Origin of the sequence: Bacillus sanguinis (assembly GCF_018332475.1) — a bacterium.
In the GTDB taxonomy this organism is placed as follows: Bacteria; Bacillota; Bacilli; order Bacillales; family Bacillaceae_G; genus Bacillus_A; species Bacillus_A sanguinis.
Window position 1 is genome coordinate 1 of sequence record NZ_BOQB01000053.1, and the last position, 17,216, is coordinate 17,216.

Sequence of the window (17,216 nt, forward strand, 5' to 3'; positions counted from 1 at the left end):
TTATATAAGGGCAATTAATATAGTCTTTCATTTCTTTCTGTTTCCTATTTCGTTTATAATATATAGTAAGAATGCAGTAAAGAAAGGGGGATGTCGGAAGGTGGTATATTTAAACGACAAACTCAGCGAAACAAAAGTGTTTAAAGACCCGGTACATAAATATGTGCACGTGCGCGATCGTGTTATTTGGGATTTAATCGGAACGAAAGAATTTCAACGTTTGCGCCGTATTAAGCAGCTTGGAACGACATTTTTTACATTTCACGGTGCAGAGCATAGTCGCTTTACTCATTCGTTAGGTGTATATGAAATTATTCGTCGTATGATTGATGATGTGTTTGATGGCAGACCGAACTGGAATGCTGAAGATAGATTGTTATGTTTATGTGCGTCATTACTTCATGATGTCGGTCACGGCCCATTTTCTCACTCGTTTGAAAAAGTATTTTCATTAGATCATGAGAAATTTACACAAAAGATTATCGTTGGAGATACGGAAATTAATCGTGTATTAAGTCGTGTGGATAAAGACTTTCCGCAAAAGGTAGCGGATGTAATCGCAAAAACATCTACTAATAAATTAGCGATTAGTATGATTTCCAGTCAAATTGATGCAGATCGTATGGATTATTTATTAAGAGATGCGTATTTCACTGGCGTAAAGTATGGAAACTTTGATATGGAACGTATACTGCGTGTCATGCGTCCGTACGGCAATCAAGTAGTTATTAAAAATAGTGGTATGCATGCTGTTGAGCATTATATTATGAGTCGTTACCAAATGTATTGGCAAGTGTATTTCCATCCAGTAACTCGAAGTGCCGAAGTTATTTTAACGAAGATTTTACATCGTGCGAAATCATTGCATGAGAAGTATTATACATTTAAAAATCATCCTGTTCATTTCTATTCTTTATTTGAAGAAGAAGTAACAGTAGAGGATTATTTAAAGTTAGACGAGAACGTTATGTATTACTACTTCCAAGTATGGCAAGACGAAGAAGATCCAATTTTAAGTGATTTATGCCGCCGTTTTATGAATCGAAACCTATTTAAATATGTAGAGTTTACAGATAAGCACGGTTTAGATAATTGGATGGAGTTAAGTAGCTTATTTAAAAAGATTGGACTGGATCCAGAATACTATTTAGTAGTTGATTCAACATCAGACTTACCGTACGACTTTTACCGTGCTGGTGAAGAAGAAGAACGTCTGCCAATCTTACTTCTTATGCCAAATGGGGAGCTTAGAGAGCTTTCACGTGAATCGGATATTGTTGAGGCGATTACTGGTAAGAAGAGAACGGATCAAAAACTATTCTATCCGCATGATTTAATCTATGAAGATGGAAGAAAAGGAAAATATAAAGAGAGAATCATCGAGTTACTAGAAGGAAAAAAATAAGAAGCAGCTAAGGGCTGCTTCTTACGAAAGAACTTGAAATTATTTGTCGCTTAAGCGTTTTCCGCCAACTGCATAATGGTTTTTAGACATTTCTTCGATGAAAACAACGATGTTTTCTTCAGGAGCACCAGTTGTTTCGCTTACTGCTGCTGTTACTTTCTCAGCAAGAGCTTTCTTTTGTTCCTCTGTGCGTCCTTCTAGCATTTTCACTGTTACGTATGGCATATATAATCGCTCCTTTTATGTAAGTTACACTCTTATTATAGCGGATTATGGGGAAGAACAATCGAAAAAACAAATAATTTCTTTTTTGACATATGGAAGAGGAGATGAAGTATGGACCAGTTATTTAGATATCCATTGCACCAAATCCCGTTGGTAGCAATGGCCATTATTATTGCTTTATCAGTGCATGAATTTGCGCATGCATATGTTGCATATAAATTTGGAGACGATACAGCAAAGAAGCAAGGCCGTTTAACATTATCACCGATGGCACACTTAGATCCTATCGGGATGATTGCTGTATTGATCCTTGGTTTTGGTTGGGCAAGACCGGTACCAGTTAATCCGTATAATTTTAAAAGACCACGTCTTGCAGGAATATTAGTTTCTATTGCGGGACCAATTAGTAACTTAATTCTAAGTGCAATCGGTTTAATTATTTGGTATAGCTTATTAAAATTTGGCGTATTATACTCAATTCCATCTGCAGTAGCAGATACGTTAGCTCAATTTTTCCAGATTTTTATTATGTTGAATATCGTTTTACTTGTCTTTAACTTATTACCAATCCCGCCACTTGATGGATATCGCGTCGTGGAGGACTTAGCACCAACAAATATTCGTGCGAAAATGACACAGTATGAAAAGTATGGAGCGATAGCGTTATTAATTCTTGTTATTACACCGCTTAGCAATTACACAATCCAGCCTATTTTTAATGTTGTCATTCCATATGTATTTGTATTTTTAGACAGTATCATTGCGCCTATTTTTGGCCTTATATGATCATTAAGCGAGGAGGACTTTACATATGACAGAGAAAAAGAAAAAAATCGGTTTTAATATCGTGAAAAATGATTCAACAGATGGACATGGTGGTTTTGGCGTTGGGTCATTAAGCCTAGAAAACATTTCACCTGTATTTGTCGATGTACTAGAGAAAACAGCATTTGTTGATATCGGTGCGATGCATGCGCGTAGTACAGTCGAGAAAGGTATTAAGTTTTTAACAAATAAAGATGAAGTTCCAAACGGAAAACCATTTTGGCTTGTGTGGGTAACGATTGAAAGAACTGCGACAGGTGCTTATTATGCAGGTGTAACAGCTTGTGAAATGACAGTTGACCGTGAAATTCGCCGCGGATATAAATCACTTCCAGAGCACGTAAACAAAATGGATAAATCAATGAAGCGTCACATTATGGTTGACCATATGGATGAATCATCTAAAAAAGTACTTGGTACGTTCTTGAAAGAACATAATGAAGCGATTTGGAACGAATCTAGTGAAGAATTGCGCCGTGCATTATTAAGTGAATAAAAAATAGCTGACGGATGTCCGTCAGCTATTTTTTTACCAAGGAAGATATTTTTTCCACCAACTTGTTTTTTTCTTTTCTTCAGTTGTCTTTTCAAAGTCCTCTTTATCATCGACATGATCCATACAATATTCAGTTGGTTCTGTACCTTTTGCGAAATACATTTTAACTGAAATGGGACAATTTTTTGTAGCGATTTTCCCGTTTTCAGGGTTAATATCGACTGCAACGACGTCACTTGGTTGTTTAAACTCTTTTTTAGGTTGTCCATCTAAGCCTTTTTCCATCGTATCGGTCCATATTCTTTTCGCATATCCTTGTTCTGCTACGTTTGAAATCGACTTAGGTTGATCATATCCAACCCATACACCAGTTACGATTTGGGGAGTAAAACCAATCATCCAACTATCTGTTTCAGTAGAACCAGATTTCCCGGCATATGTTCGTGATAGTTTAGATAACATCGATTGACCAGTTACAGCAGCGTAACTGCTTAGCTTTTTATTAAACATGCCCGTCATCATTTCTTCCATCACAAACGCTTTGCTCTTATCGAGAATTTGTTTACTCTCTAAATGAGCATCGTATAACATATTTCCTTCATGATCCATAATGCGGCGAATGAAAATCGGTTTTACTTCTTTTCCACCGTTTGCGAACATGCTATAAGCGTTAACCATTTCAATTGGTTTTACAGGGGACGTACCGAGAGCAAGGGAAGGGACGTCCTTTAATGCACTCTTAATTCCGAATTGTTTCGCCGTTTTTGTAAGAATATCGTCCCCTAAAAATAAATTGGTCTTCACGGCATATACGTTATCAGAGACCGCAAGAGCTTGCGCCATTGTTACAAAATCATCTGCATAATAGTCTTTATAGTTTTTCGGCTTATACTTTGAAACACCGTCCCCTAAAGTAAATACAGTGTATTCGCTTTTTAAGCGCGTAGCAGGCGTAAATCCTCGTTCTAATGCCGCATAATATAGGAATGGCTTAAATGTAGAGCCGGGCTGGCGAGCGGCTTGTGTAGCCCTGTTAAATTGACTTGTATTATAATCAGTTCCACCAACAAGGGCAGCTACTTCACCTGTTTTTGGATTCATAGAGACGAGAGCAGTTTGTATGTTTGTTGTGTCAGGTATGTGATCTTTTACAGCTTGTTCTGCGACCGATTGTAATTTAGGGTCTAGCGTTGTATAAATACGCAAACCACCTTTTTGTAAGGCTTGTTCATCTAATCCGATATCACGAAGAAGAGAAGCTTGCACAGCATCTTGGAAATAAGGTGCAACCTCCGCCGCCTTTTTTGTATCTAATGAGGCGAAAGTTAGTGGCTCTTTCTTCGCTGAAGATGCTTGTTTCTTCGTAATATAACCTTGTTCTACCATTTCATCTAATATGAGAGATTGTCGTCCTTTCGCACGATCCTCTTTTAAAAAGGGAGAGTAGACACTAGGTCCTTTCGGGATACCTGCGAGCATACTAGCCTCCGCTAGTGTTAATTCTTTTGCTGTTTTATCGAAATATAGACGAGACGCAGCTTCGATTCCGTAAGCACCATGCCCGTAATAAATTGTATTTAAATATCCTTCTAAAATATGATTTTTATTATAGTTTACTTCAAGGCGGATTGTGTACATCGCTTCTAATAGTTTACGTTTCCACGTTTTATCATGATCTAAATACAGATTACGTGCGTATTGTTGTGTAATCGTACTAGCACCTTGGACTTTTGCCATCGCTTTTAAATCGGCAACAATGGCACCAGCAATACGCTTCATATCAAAGCCATGATGTTTGTAGAATCGTTGATCTTCGATAGATAGTGTTGCCTCTTTTACATAAGGAGAAATTTCATTGAGAGATACATTATAGCGTTTTTGTACCTGATTACTTTGTCCTATAACAGTGTCATCATTAGCGTAAAAGACACTCGTTTGCGGGACAGCAACAGGAGGAGGTCCCATAATTTTTGCGACTATAATAATAATAAAAAAGGAAAAAACGAAAAAAAGAACAGAAGAAAACATTACGGTGAAGAAAAGACGTTTATATTTTTTAAGTTTCGGATTCATAGTTTGATCCATCTTTTTCAGCCCCTCATTCATACAAACATTATTGTATTAGTATTGAGGGTTTTCGGTTATTTTAAACAATGAAATTTTGAAAACAAAAAGCTCCTTCAATTAAGAAAGGAGCTCAAAGGCACGTGCTGGCCAATCGGTAATAATGACATCTACGCCATAGTCAATCATAGTTTGTAAATCCTTGTATTCGTTAATTGTATAAGGGCGGAAAATGTACCCTTGATCTTGTGCAAGTTGAACAAATTCTTTTGTTAATAATTGAAAGTTTGGGTGTAAACCAGTTGCTTCTCTATTTTTTGCTTCAGCAATAGGGTCAGCAAGTGGTACATCATATAAAATTGCTCTCGGGATTTCAGGAGCTATTTCTGCTAATAATGAAACAGAGTTGTGGTTAAATGACGAGAATACAATTTGATTAGACAGATGGTATTCACGAACGAGAGCAACGGCCTTTTCTTCAATGTTTGGATAGTGAATAACATCTGTTTTTAACTCAATGTTGAGCTGTAACTTTGTTGTAGATAGCCAAATGAATACTTCGCGTAACGTTGGGATTTTTGCCTCATGGAAAGAAGGGTCTTTATGGCTGCCAGCATCTAAAGTTTGTAATTCTGCTACCGTTTTTTCAGAAACAAGTCCTATGCCGTTTGTTGTCCGATCGACTGTTTCGTCGTGGATTACGACAAGTTCACCATCTTTTGATAGGTGGACATCAAGCTCAATTCCATGAGCACCAATGCGTTCAGCTTCTTGGAAGGCAATCATCGTATTTTCTGGATGTGTTCCTTTTACTCCGCGGTGAGCGAAAATAAGTGGTTTATTCATACGGAAATCTCCTTATCGTTTCTTTTCTTTCATTATGAAACTGCTTTTGGAAAAATACAATTGAATAGGATAAACATTTACAAAAGTCTAACAGTTGCACAAAAGTTAACGTTAACGTAAAATGTAATAATCGAGTGAAGGGAGGAATAAACATGTATAAAATTGATGAAGTCACAAAGCAAGTTGGTTTAACAAAACGTACACTTCGTTATTATGAGGAAATTGGTTTAATTCATCCCCCTGAACGTAGTGAGGGGAACATTCGCCTGTATACGGGCGAGGACATCGCCAGAATTAAAAGGATTGTGGAAGCGAAAGAAGTGCTAGGTATTACGCTTCAAGAAATGCAACATTTCTTATCGTTAAAAGAAAGAATGGAACAGAGAAGAAATAGTGAGAATCCTCGTGACCGCGAAGTGATTCAAGAAATTAAAGAGATGCTTGAAAAACAAGTGCAAACGCTAGACGAGAAAATGGAGCAAATGCAGCGCGTGAAGGCAGAGTTACAAGATAGTTTACACCGTGCAGTGACATTTTTAGAGAATACAAAAGGAGAGTAATCAAAATGGAGAGCAAACGAAAACTAGGGAGATTGATTACAGTGGTGGCTACCTTCCTTGCCTTTTCCGGTATAGGGGTAGTCGACCCGATTTTGCCGATTATTGCTGAAAAAATCGGTGCAACGCATTGGCAAGTAGAGATGTTATTTACAGCATACATTTTAACGATGGCAATTATGATGTTACCAGCCGGTATATTTGCATCAAGATTTGGTGATAAACGAATGATGACAATTGGTCTTGCGATCGTAACTGTATTTGCGTTTATATGCGGTATATCGCAAACGATTGCTCAATTATCTCTTTTCCGTGCTGGATGGGGACTAGGAAATGCGATGTTCTTCGCAACGGCGATGACATTATTGATTGCATTAAGTAAAGAAGTTCATGAAGCAGTAGGATTATATGAAGCAGCTATCGGCTTAGGTATGGCGGGTGGACCGTTATTAGGCGGTATATTAGGTGGATATTCTTGGCGGTACCCATTTTTTGCGACGAGTATTTTAATTTTCTTAGCATTTATTTTAGTTTTCTTTTTTGTGAAAGAACCAGAGCGAAAAGTGAAGCGTAAAGCGGCGGGCGTAGGGGAATTACTTAACCTAGTGAAGTATAAACCGTTTATGCAAGGTGCGATTTCAGGAATGTTATACTACTACGGATTTTTCGTTGTGTTGGCATATTCACCACTTATTATGCATTTATCTGCTATTCAATTAGGATTTGTATTTTGCGGATGGGGACTCGCGTTAGCTTACGGTTCTGCAATTTTAGCCCATCAGTTAGAAGGTAAATATGAACCGAAAGCATTGTTGAAAGGTAGTTTACTTGTATTTGCTCTTTTCTTAATCGCGCTATTCTTCGTGAAAGTTATGTGGTTACAAATTGTATTAATTGTTCTATCAGGATTAGCATCTGGATTAAATAATGCATTATTTACAAGTTATGTAATGGATATTTCACCTTATGAAAGATCTGTTACATCAGGTGTTTATAATTTCGTTCGTTGGCTAGGTGGCGCAATTGCTCCGATTTTATCAGGAATTATTGGTCATACTGTTTCACCGCAAAGTCCATTTTTAGTCGGTGGAATTGTTGTATTAGTCGGTTGCGTAATGATTTTAATTCCGGTTCGAAAGCCGGTAGAAGTAGAGAGAAAAGCCCTTTCTTAAGAAAGGGTTTTCTTTCCTTTTACGGTGCAAACCCTTCCGCACATATGTTAGAACCCTCTGACTAAAATATATTTTCGGTATTTTTGTACTTTTAACTATACATTTTGGATGTTTTGTTTTATTTTTGTTAGGGGACATTAATGATGTCCCTATTATAAATTTGCATTGAAAGGCGTGATTGTACGATGGAACTATGGTTCACTGAAAAACAAACAAAACATTTTGGGATTACGGCGCGTATTAACCGCACATTACATACGGAGCAAACAGAATTCCAAAAGCTTGATATGGTTGAAACGGAAGAGTTCGGAAACATGCTTATTTTAGATGGCATGGTTATGACAACAGAAAAAGATGAGTTCGTTTATCATGAAATGGTAGCGCACGTACCTTTATTTACACATCCAAACCCTGAAAACGTATTAGTTGTAGGTGGTGGCGATGGCGGTGTTATTCGTGAAGTGTTAAAACACCCAAGCGTAAAGAAAGCAACTCTTGTTGAAATCGATGGAAAAGTAATTGAGTATTCTAAACAATACTTACCATCAATTGCAGGCGCATTAGACAATGAGCGTGTAGAAGTAAAAGTAGGAGACGGTTTCTTACACATCGCGGAAAGCGAAAATGAATATGACGTAATTATGGTAGATTCTACTGAACCAGTAGGACCAGCAGTAAACTTATTTACAAAAGGATTCTACGCTGGAATCTCTAAAGCGTTAAAAGAAGACGGTATTTTCGTTGCACAAACGGACAACCCTTGGTTCACACCAGAACTAATTACAACTGTGTTTAAAGACGTAAAAGAGATTTTCCCAATTACTCGTTTATACACAGCGAACATTCCAACTTACCCAAGTGGTCTTTGGACGTTCACAATTGGATCTAAAAAACATGATCCATTAGAAGTAAGTGAAGAGCGTTTCCACGAAATCGAAACGAAATACTACACAAAAGAATTACACAATGCAGCATTCGCATTACCGAAATTTGTTGGCGATTTAATTAAGTAAGAAATCGAGTTTGAACAAATAAAGTGTAGGTAGCTCATTTAAGGTGTTTGTCCAGAAGACTTGAACATGCTAGCTACTTACACTCCTGTAAAGAAAATCGTCTTCTTATTGTTAAAAAAGAAGACACCGGTAAATCGAGAAAGAGGAGCAGTTCGCTCCAAATTTGAGAAATAATGAAAGGTTGGGATACCTTAAGTTCCACATAAGGAGGAAAAGAATATGCGTTTTGATGAAGCTTATTCAGGTAAAGTATTTATTAAAAGTCATCCAAGTTTTGAAGAGTCAAAGGTAGTTATTTACGGGATGCCTATGGATTGGACAGTAAGTTACCGTCCAGGTTCTCGCTTTGGCCCTGCACGTATTCGTGAAGTATCAATCGGTCTTGAAGAATATAGCCCATATTTAGATCGTGAATTAGAAGAGGTAAAATATTTTGATGCGGGTGATATCCCATTACCATTCGGAAACGCACAACGCAGTTTAGACATGATTGAAGAGTATGTATCAAAACTTTTAGATGCCGATAAGTTTCCACTAGGTCTCGGCGGTGAGCACTTAGTGTCTTGGCCAATTTTTAAGGCAATGGCAAAAAAATATCCGGATTTAGCAATCATCCATATGGATGCTCATACTGATTTACGTGAGTCGTATGAAGGGGAGCCTTTATCCCACTCTACACCTATTCGTAAAGTGTGCGATTTAATTGGTCCGGAAAACGTATATTCTTTCGGTATTCGTTCTGGAATGAAGGAAGAATTCGAATGGGCAAAAGAAGTAGGTATGAACTTATATAAATTTGACGTATTAGAACCGTTAAAAGAAGTATTACCGAAACTTGCAGGACGCCCAGTCTATGTCACAATTGACATTGACGTATTAGACCCAGCTCACGCTCCTGGAACAGGAACATTAGAAGCTGGAGGTATCACATCTAAAGAATTATTAGATTCCATCGTAGCAATTGCAAATTCAAATATAAATGTAGTTGGAGCAGACTTAGTAGAAGTAGCTCCTGTCTACGACCATAGTGATCAAACACCAGTCGCAGCAAGCAAATTCGTGCGGGAAATGCTGCTCGGTTGGGTGAAGTAAAAGCGGAATCGGCTTGCTCAGAATGTGAGGGGGATGGAGCTTCAGACATAGAGGCGTTTTTTGCCTCGAAGGAAGAAGCGAAGCCACCGATCATTCTAGCCGATGCAGCTAGATAAAATAAAAGTGAAGCCGACTGTTTAGACCCGGTGACTAAGGTTCTTTCCTGCAAAAGGTGTTTTTTACCTTTTGGCAGGGAAGGTTCTTAGACGCAAGGGGCTAGGAGACGTAACTCGATAGCATAAAAGCGGAGGCAGCTGGCTGAGAATCGCAGGTCATTGGAACGCTCGACTGAGAAGCGCTTTTGGCGCAGACCGAGAGTATGAAGTGGCCAGAGATTCTAGCTGCCGTAGCTGGATAAAATAAGAGCCCTCTATATGAATAGGGGCTCTTATTTTGTCGATATATTTAAAAAATCGTCGATATAATTTCATTTATCATCGTACAACCCAAAAAAAGAGCTATTCTCAAACGATGAGAATAGCTCTTTTTCTTATGCAACCTTCTCTTCCGAAGGAATGCCGCGAATTTCATCAGCAGAACGGATTGGGTATTTGCGGAATATGACCGATCCGATATATCCAACAATAGTGGTAACGATTCCACATAATACAGCAGCAATTGTTACTTTTACAACGTCATTAAATCCGAATAAGACAAGAAGTCCAGGGATTGGTGATGCTGTTCCTGGTGCGTTATTAACGAGCTGGAAGAGAGATGTAATAATACCAGCAAGTGCACCGCCAACGAAGTTTGTCGCATAAATTGGAATTGGATTTGCTGAAACAACATCGGCTTGTGTTAAAGGCTCGATTGCTACAGCGATTGTATCTTTCTTTGAACAAATTTTTAGTCGCTTAAAGAAAATAAAGTTCATCGGGGCTGAGGCTGCTACGGCAAGACTACCAATTGCCATTGGTAAACCTGTTAATCCAAGCATTGCAGTTAGTGCCATAGAACTTAATGGAGAGGTAGAGATAACTGTTATTAATCCACCAAGCATAATACCCATAATGATAGGACTTTCAGTAGTTGCAACTGAAATCATAGAACCGATTTTACCGAGTGTTGCATTTACGAGCGGATCCATAAGCATGGCCATTCCGCGTGAAATTGGTGCAGCAATAAATAAAATTGCTAAAAACTCTACACCAGCTGGTAATTTTTTCTCGATAAATTTCACGACGAAAGCGCAAACGTATCCAGCGAAAAATCCTGGTAAAATACCGAAACCACTAGTAGCGATACCGATTAAAACAGCATATACGGGTGAAACACCGATTGCTAGTGCGACTAAAATTGCCGCTGCAACACCGCTCATACTACCAGAAGCTTCTCCTACTGATTGTAAAAAGTCATTATGAAACATTTCTCCACCGATATAACGATGAAATGCTTCAATAAGAAAACTTGCGATTGCTGCATTAGCTAAAGCACCCATTGCTTTCATGCCGTAAGGAGCACGGTAACTAAAAAGTGTAAATAGACAAAGTACAACAAGTAATAGTGCTAAACCTTGCAAGATAGCCATTTGAAAACTGTCTCCTTTGATTTTTGTAATAAAAATTTGTATCATTCAATAATAATATAAAAGTTCATGAAACGGAAAATTTTTTATTGGGAAATTGCTATAAGGTGAAAATGCCTTACAATAATGTAAGGAAAGTGTAAGGTGTTTCGATAGAGTATAGTATGTCATTTTTCGTATAATACAAGTATAGATATAGGACTAGAGAAAAAGAAGTGCAAACAGGAGGCGCATGTATGAAATTGGTAATTAAAGTTTTAGTTGTATTTGCCATCATTTTAGGTGGAACAGCGTATTATTTGAACACAAAAACAGAAGGTGTACATGCTTTTGTAGACAACTTCTTTTCAAATAAAGAAATACAAGATTATTATGCGATTATAGATAAAGGTGAGAAAAAAGATGGAGAATACTTGTATACATTTAAAGGATATACAGAAGACGGAAAGTTACAAGTTGTGAAAAGAATGATGAACCGTGAATTGCATACGGGGGCATTTATAAAAATTTATGCAAAAGGTATGCAAGGAAAAGGATGGGCTGAAATCTCAAAAGAATCAATTCCGCAAAAAGCATTGGAAAAAATCGAAAAACCATAAAAGGAGCGACTCATGCGCTCCTTTTTTAGTGCGTTAAAATGGTGATAGATGTCTTTTCTTTGTTAGAAATGATTTTGGCACGTCCACCAATTGGGAAAGTGAAAATCGGGGTTGTATGCCCGAAACTTACGTTTGCGATGATAGGGATATGTGCAAGTTCAGGTTTTGAAGCGATCATTTCTTGAATGTCTTCTATCGTACATTCTGCACCTTTTTGCATCTTTCCTATGACGATGCCCTTTATGCACTCAAAATCTGGCTGTTGCATAAGGGAATGTAAATAACGATCAAAAGTTTTAAGGGTAGCTGTTCCAGTTAAACTATCCTCTTCAAGAAATAAAATTTTATCCTGTAAATTCGGCATATATGGTGTACCTTGTAGTAAATTCAATGTGCTCATATTACCACCGATAATTTCTCCAGTTGCTTCGCCTTCGTGAATTGCAACATATCCTTCATTTTTTATGAATTCTCGATTTTCCTGATCGATGTACCAAGAATCATCGCTCCATGTTTCAGATGGTAGGATTTCAATAGGCTCATTAGAAGTTAAGCATTTTAAAAAGTAATCGGTTGTATACTCGAGACCTTTTTTCATTCCAAATGAAGAGAAGTGGGGTCCTGAATATGTAACAAGTCCTGTTTTTGTATAAATTGCATTATTTAAAGCAGTGATATCAGAATAGCCACAGAAAAATTTGGGATTTTCTCGAATTAAATCGTAATTGAGATGTTTTAATAAACCGTTAGAATTGTATCCACCAAGTGTCGTCAAAATAGCTTTTACATTTGGGTCTTTAAATGCTTCGTGGAGATCTTGAACGCGTGAAGAAATAGAAGAGGAAGCGAATTGATCTATCTCATCAGCATATGTTGAGAATGTAACTTGAAAGCCCATGTCAGTTAATCTTTTTATAGCAAGCTCTTGGTTCGTATTTGAGACAATACTTAAACTACAAGATGGTGAAATAACTCTAATTTCATCACCTTTTTTCAATTTTGTTGGTAGCATATAACTCACCCCTTTAAATGAAAGAATATTTAGATTTAAAAAATATTTTATCATATGAAATAAAGTGAAAGTGAATTATTTTTTGAAATGGAGTTTTCCTGATTTTTCAGCAGACAGACAGAGGTTTTTTTTGATATGATAGGAAAAGTGATTTATTATATACATTATTTAATATCTATAACATTTGAAAGGTGTGCAAGACGTGGAGAAACAACTTGCAGGCTTGCCGGTACACGTTCATTTCGTAACAGAAATCCGTGAAGGGGCGAGGAAGGAAACCGTTGCTTTTGAAGCAAATGGTCAATACTATGTAAAAGGTCAAAGTACATATGTAACATTCCAAGAGCCGAACGAACAGGGCGAAGTGAAAACAATTATTAAAATTCAAGGTGAACAAGTTCTCATTATGCGTTCAGGTGCTGTTTCAATGCGTCAAACGCATGTGAAGGGTGAATGGACAACTGGTACGTATACGAGTGAACTTGGTACGTTTGCATTGCAAACGAAAACTGATAACGTTCTTTTTAAATGGTCGGATGAAAAGAAAAAAGGACAACTCTTCTTAACGTACGCATTGCTTCTAAGTGAACAAGAAGCTGGCAGATATACAATTACACTTAATTTGAAGGAGGCAAAATAATGAATTCTTTAGAACAAGTAAAAGGATTAATTAAAGAAGAAATTCAAGCTGCTGTATTAAAGGCAGAATTAGCGACAGAAGAACAGATTCCAAACGTTGTATTAGAATCTCCAAAAGATAAAACAAACGGTGACTTCTCTACAAATATGGCAATGCAACTTGCACGCGTTGCGAAAAAAGCACCTCGTATGATTGCAGAGGAATTAGTTGCAAACTTCGATAAAGCAAAAGCTTCTATTGAAAAAATTGAAATCGCAGGTCCTGGTTTCATTAACTTCTACATGGATAATAGCTACTTAACAGACTTAATCCCAACAATCGTTAACGCTGACGAAGCTTACGGTGAAACGAAAACTGGTAAAGGTGAAAAAGTACAAGTTGAGTTCGTATCTGCGAATCCAACAGGTGACCTTCACTTAGGACATGCACGTGGTGCAGCAGTAGGTGATACGCTATGTAACCTATTAGCAAAAGCAGGATATGACGTATCTCGTGAGTACTACATTAATGACGCTGGTAACCAAATTCATAACTTAGCTCTTTCTGTTGAAGCTCGTTACATGCAAGCTTTAGGATTAGAGAAAGAAATGCCAGAAGACGGATACCATGGTGCGGACATCATTGGAATCGGTAAACGTTTAGCAGAAGAATTTGGCGATCGTTATGCGAAAGCTGATGAAAAAGAAAGCTATGAGTTCTACCGTGAGTACGGTTTAAAATATGAGCTAGCAAAACTTCAAAAAGACTTAGAAAGCTTCCGTGTTAAATTCGATGTATGGTTCTCAGAAACATCATTATATAAAAACGGAAAAATCGATCAAGCTCTTGCGGTATTAAAAGAGCGTGAAGAGATCTTTGAAGAAGATGGAGCAACTTGGTTCCGTTCAATGACTTACGGTGACGATAAAAACCGTGTATTAATTAAAAACGATGGTTCTTACACATACTTAACACCAGATATCGCGTATCACCGTGATAAATTAGAGCGTGGTTTTGATAAATTAATCAACATTTGGGGTGCTGACCACCACGGTTACATTCCTCGTATGAAAGCTGCTATTCAAGCGCTAGGTTACGATAAAGAAACACTTGAAGTAGAAATCATCCAAATGGTGCAACTGTATCAAAATGGTGAAAAAATGAAAATGAGTAAGCGTACAGGTAAAGCAGTTACACTTCGTGAGCTTATGGAAGAAGTAGGCGTGGACGCAATGCGTTACTTCTTCGCAATGCGTAGTGGTGATTCTCATTTAGACTTCGATATGGACTTAGCTGTATCAAAATCTAATGAAAACCCAGTTTACTATGCACAATATGCACATGCTCGTGTATGCAGTATCCTTCGTCAAGGTGAAGAGTTAGGATTAGCTACAGGCGGAGATGTGAACTATAAACTTGTTACTTCTGAGAAAGAAGTAGAGTTACTGAAAAAACTTGGTGAATTCCCAGCAGTAGTTGCGGATGCAGCGCAAAAACGTCTACCACACCGCATTACAAACTATGCATTTGAATTAGCAGCAGCATTACACAGTTTCTACAATGCAGAAAAAGTATTAAATCAAGATAACGTAGAATTAAGTAAAGCTCGCTACGAGTTAATGAAAGCAGTACGCACTACACTTCAAAACGCATTAGCAATCGTAGGAGTATCTGCACCAGAAAAAATGTAATTAAGAAAAGCGGAGCCGATTTTTCGCTTTCGGTAAAAGGCAATCACACGATGTTGTGATTGCCTTTTTATATGGAAATAATAAAAAAATTTTTTTCAAACAAAAGGATAAGTTGCGTCGTCTTATATAAATGACAGGAGGTTGAAGATGGAAGAGAAGGTAGAAGAATTAATTGATATATATAAGCAGCAAATATATTCCCTATGTTATAAATTAGCGAAAACAAAAGAAGATGCGGAAGATATTTTTCAAGAGACGTGGATAAAAGTTTTTTCATCACGAGACCAACTTTCTTACGTGGAGAATTATAAAAAGTGGATTACTACAATTTGTGTTCGTACGTTTTATGATTTTTATCGTAAAAAGAAAAGATGGAAAGATCGCGTATTGGATTTGTTTCATAAAGAAGATGGTGGAGAAATAGATTTCGCAGATGAAGTGAATATATCAGAAGAATTTATTCAAAAAGTGGAAGCGGAAATGATACAGGAAGTTATACAGTTATTGAATGAAAAATATAAAACCGTGCTCGTACTCTACTACTATGAACAATATTCTTACAAAGAAATGAGCGAAATATTAAATATACCGATTGGTACGGTGAAATATCGTCTTAATTACGCGAAGAAGCAAATGCGAGAACATTTGGAGGGGTTCGTTCATGAAGGAAGATAAATTTGATCAGATGATAAAGAGCAGCTTAGCAGGAAAGGTAATTCCAAGCGAAGAGTTAATAAATAATACGAAGCAAGGCGTACGAAAGGCTCAGAAACTAGAGAAGAGGTGGATGATTTGTATTCACGCCATTTGGATTGTTTTGTTAACATTTGTTATAGAACAATTTGTCACTCATTTGGATCATAAAATCTCTATGTTGGTAGCAATTGTGATTATGATGCATGTATACATTCCGATATATGTTGTAATACAGTCATTTTTAAAGAAGGAGTATAAATTACATGAAAGAGTTCGTTAATCCGTTTGTAATATTTGAAGTAGCAGGAGTGACAATGCTTGTAGCTTTTATAGCACTTTTAATATGTGTTGCATCATGGGTATATACAGATGCTAAAGCACATCAAATGAGTAAAGGATGGAGTGTTTTAGCAGTTATATTGCCATTCTTTATCGGATTTTTATTATACATGGTGAGAAGAAGTAAAAAGAAAGTTGAAGGAGAATATAAGATGAATTTTGTTAAGAAGCAGAGGATAACATTAGTTGCGATATTGGCAAGTACAATGTTTGTATTACTTAGTGGCTTTACTTTTGCACAAACGTTAGATGATGCATGGAGAGCTGGTGATATATATTTAGAAAATGAGAAGCAAGGGGAGACAAGTTACGAGGCAAAATTCTCATCATGGGATATTGCCGGTAAAGATATTGAACTTCAGTATGAAAAGGATACAGAAGTGACATTTTCTTATGAGACAGATGCAAAAAGAGGGAACTTATGCTTTAGTGTGTATGAAAGACAAGGAGAAGGTATAAGTGAATTAAAGGAAATCTGTGAATCGAAAAACGGTACTTTTACAGTTACGTTGAAAGCAAATGAAAAATACGTATTGAATATAAGTGGTGTAATGGTGAAAGATGGATTTGTAAAAGTAAATTGGGAAGAGAAATAAAAGAGGCCCTGTAAAGGGCCTCTTTTCTATTGAATAGTATAAGAAACAGAAAAGCTCACAGGACTGTAGTAAACGAAAGGTGCATGAAATTGAACGTACATATTTCCATCTGTTTTTGCAGTGAAAATTCGGCCGTAACCATCAGAATAACGTCCAATAAGGTTATGATTTGAGTCATAAACACTGTAACTAGGAGTTTTACTGTTAGGTTGAATTGTTAGCTCTTGCCCTTTTTGAAGGAAAATAGGTTCTTGTTCAGAACTACCTCCAGTTTGCAAAGAATAAAATTTTGTAAAGCTTTGTTCCTGAGTGGCAGCAGCGACCTTGGTTTCAGGAATAAACGCGGTAGCACCAGTAATTCCTGCTAAAGTTAACGCACCTGCTAAAATCATTTTTTTCATAGTAGAAAAGCCTCCTTATTAGTTGTAATCGTTTTTGTTACAG

At 37.2% G+C, this 17,216-nt stretch carries 19 protein-coding genes; 13 read left to right on the plus strand and 6 right to left on the minus strand.

All coding sequences use genetic code 11. The features are described from left to right. Positions 1-100: 100 nt before the first annotated feature. Positions 101-1,405, plus strand: a complete 1,305-nt coding sequence (locus KI369_RS07245; RefSeq protein WP_212955535.1) for an HD domain-containing protein — start codon at positions 101-103, stop codon at positions 1,403-1,405. A gap of 39 nt (positions 1,406-1,444) precedes the next feature. Here the strand turns inward: KI369_RS07245 and thmT are convergent, their stop codons facing one another. Then, positions 1,445-1,630, minus strand: a complete 186-nt coding sequence (gene thmT, locus KI369_RS07250) for a 2-hydroxymuconate tautomerase (RefSeq protein WP_001147171.1) — start codon at positions 1,628-1,630, stop codon at positions 1,445-1,447. A 111-nt stretch (positions 1,631-1,741) separates the two neighbouring features. Here thmT and KI369_RS07255 point away from each other — a divergent pair, with 111 nt between their 5' ends. Both KI369_RS07255 and KI369_RS07260 read left to right on the plus strand, forming a co-directional pair. After that, entirely contained in the window at positions 1,742-2,416 is a 675-nt protein-coding gene (locus KI369_RS07255; protein ID WP_212955536.1) for a site-2 protease family protein, read from the plus strand. A 25-nt stretch (positions 2,417-2,441) separates the two neighbouring features. Next, on the plus strand, positions 2,442-2,951 hold the full coding sequence (locus tag KI369_RS07260) for a YwhD family protein (RefSeq protein WP_144614861.1): 510 nt from the start codon (positions 2,442-2,444) through the stop codon (positions 2,949-2,951). A gap of 33 nt (positions 2,952-2,984) precedes the next feature. Here the strand turns inward: KI369_RS07260 and KI369_RS07265 are convergent, their stop codons facing one another. Both KI369_RS07265 and KI369_RS07270 read right to left on the minus strand, forming a co-directional pair. Beyond that, the gene (locus KI369_RS07265; protein ID WP_212955537.1) at positions 2,985-5,036 is read right to left on the minus strand and encodes a transglycosylase domain-containing protein; all 2,052 of its coding nucleotides are present in this window, start codon (positions 5,034-5,036) and stop codon (positions 2,985-2,987) included. A gap of 99 nt (positions 5,037-5,135) precedes the next feature. Then, on the minus strand, positions 5,136-5,861 hold the full coding sequence (locus KI369_RS07270; RefSeq protein WP_212955538.1) for a glycerophosphodiester phosphodiesterase: 726 nt from the start codon (positions 5,859-5,861) through the stop codon (positions 5,136-5,138). A 152-nt stretch (positions 5,862-6,013) separates the two neighbouring features. Between KI369_RS07270 and KI369_RS07275 the strand changes: the two genes are divergently transcribed. The 4 genes from KI369_RS07275 to speB all read left to right on the plus strand — a co-directional run bounded on the left by KI369_RS07275 (position 6,014) and on the right by speB (position 9,695). Continuing rightward, entirely contained in the window at positions 6,014-6,421 is a 408-nt protein-coding gene (locus tag KI369_RS07275; protein ID WP_212955539.1) for a MerR family transcriptional regulator, read from the plus strand. A gap of 5 nt (positions 6,422-6,426) precedes the next feature. Then, on the plus strand, positions 6,427-7,590 hold the full coding sequence (locus KI369_RS07280; protein ID WP_212955540.1) for an MFS transporter: 1,164 nt from the start codon (positions 6,427-6,429) through the stop codon (positions 7,588-7,590). A gap of 185 nt (positions 7,591-7,775) precedes the next feature. Beyond that, positions 7,776-8,603, plus strand: coding sequence for a polyamine aminopropyltransferase (speE, locus tag KI369_RS07285; protein WP_000424696.1), 828 nt, complete (start codon positions 7,776-7,778; stop codon positions 8,601-8,603). A 219-nt stretch (positions 8,604-8,822) separates the two neighbouring features. Further along, positions 8,823-9,695: an agmatinase gene (gene speB / locus KI369_RS07290; protein ID WP_001209831.1), complete on the plus strand. Its 873-nt coding sequence runs from the start codon at positions 8,823-8,825 to the stop codon at positions 9,693-9,695. Positions 9,696-10,185: 490 nt separating this feature from the next. Here speB and KI369_RS07295 read toward each other — a convergent pair whose 3' ends face one another. Then, positions 10,186-11,223 (minus strand): PTS sugar transporter subunit IIC, encoded by a 1,038-nt coding sequence (locus KI369_RS07295; RefSeq protein ID WP_212955541.1) that lies wholly within the window; start codon positions 11,221-11,223, stop codon positions 10,186-10,188. A 233-nt stretch (positions 11,224-11,456) separates the two neighbouring features. Between KI369_RS07295 and KI369_RS07300 the strand changes: the two genes are divergently transcribed. Beyond that, positions 11,457-11,819, plus strand: a complete 363-nt coding sequence (locus tag KI369_RS07300; protein WP_212955542.1) for a YxeA family protein — start codon at positions 11,457-11,459, stop codon at positions 11,817-11,819. 25 nt (positions 11,820-11,844) lie between these two features. On the opposite strand, the gene KI369_RS07305 is transcribed toward KI369_RS07300, so the two are convergent. After that, positions 11,845-12,831, minus strand: a complete 987-nt coding sequence (locus KI369_RS07305) for a S66 family peptidase (protein WP_212955543.1) — start codon at positions 12,829-12,831, stop codon at positions 11,845-11,847. A 202-nt stretch (positions 12,832-13,033) separates the two neighbouring features. Here KI369_RS07305 and KI369_RS07310 point away from each other — a divergent pair, with 202 nt between their 5' ends. From KI369_RS07310 to KI369_RS07330, 5 genes are all read left to right on the plus strand, one after another. After that, complete coding sequence (locus KI369_RS07310) at positions 13,034-13,471, plus strand: YwiB family protein (RefSeq protein ID WP_212955544.1); 438 nt, start codon at positions 13,034-13,036, stop codon at positions 13,469-13,471. After that, positions 13,471-15,141 carry an arginine--tRNA ligase gene (argS, locus tag KI369_RS07315; protein ID WP_212955545.1) on the plus strand — a complete coding sequence of 557 codons (1,671 nt, stop codon included), beginning with the start codon at positions 13,471-13,473 and terminating at the stop codon, positions 15,139-15,141. The genes KI369_RS07310 and argS overlap by 1 nt, the downstream gene beginning before the upstream one ends. A 147-nt stretch (positions 15,142-15,288) precedes the next feature. Then, positions 15,289-15,816: an RNA polymerase sigma factor gene (locus KI369_RS07320; protein WP_212955546.1), complete on the plus strand. Its 528-nt coding sequence runs from the start codon at positions 15,289-15,291 to the stop codon at positions 15,814-15,816. Next, positions 15,803-16,117, plus strand: a complete 315-nt coding sequence (locus tag KI369_RS07325; RefSeq protein ID WP_212955547.1) for an anti-sigma factor — start codon at positions 15,803-15,805, stop codon at positions 16,115-16,117. Before KI369_RS07320 ends, KI369_RS07325 begins: the two co-directional genes overlap by 14 nt. Further along, on the plus strand, positions 16,101-16,772 hold the full coding sequence (locus KI369_RS07330; RefSeq protein ID WP_212955548.1) for an anti-sigma factor: 672 nt from the start codon (positions 16,101-16,103) through the stop codon (positions 16,770-16,772). The genes KI369_RS07325 and KI369_RS07330 overlap by 17 nt, the downstream gene beginning before the upstream one ends. 26 nt (positions 16,773-16,798) lie before the next feature. Here the strand turns inward: KI369_RS07330 and KI369_RS07335 are convergent, their stop codons facing one another. Then, a complete protein-coding gene (locus tag KI369_RS07335) occupies positions 16,799-17,173 on the minus strand; it encodes a hypothetical protein (RefSeq protein WP_212955549.1) in 375 nt (124 codons plus the stop codon). Positions 17,174-17,216 lie beyond the last annotated feature (43 nt).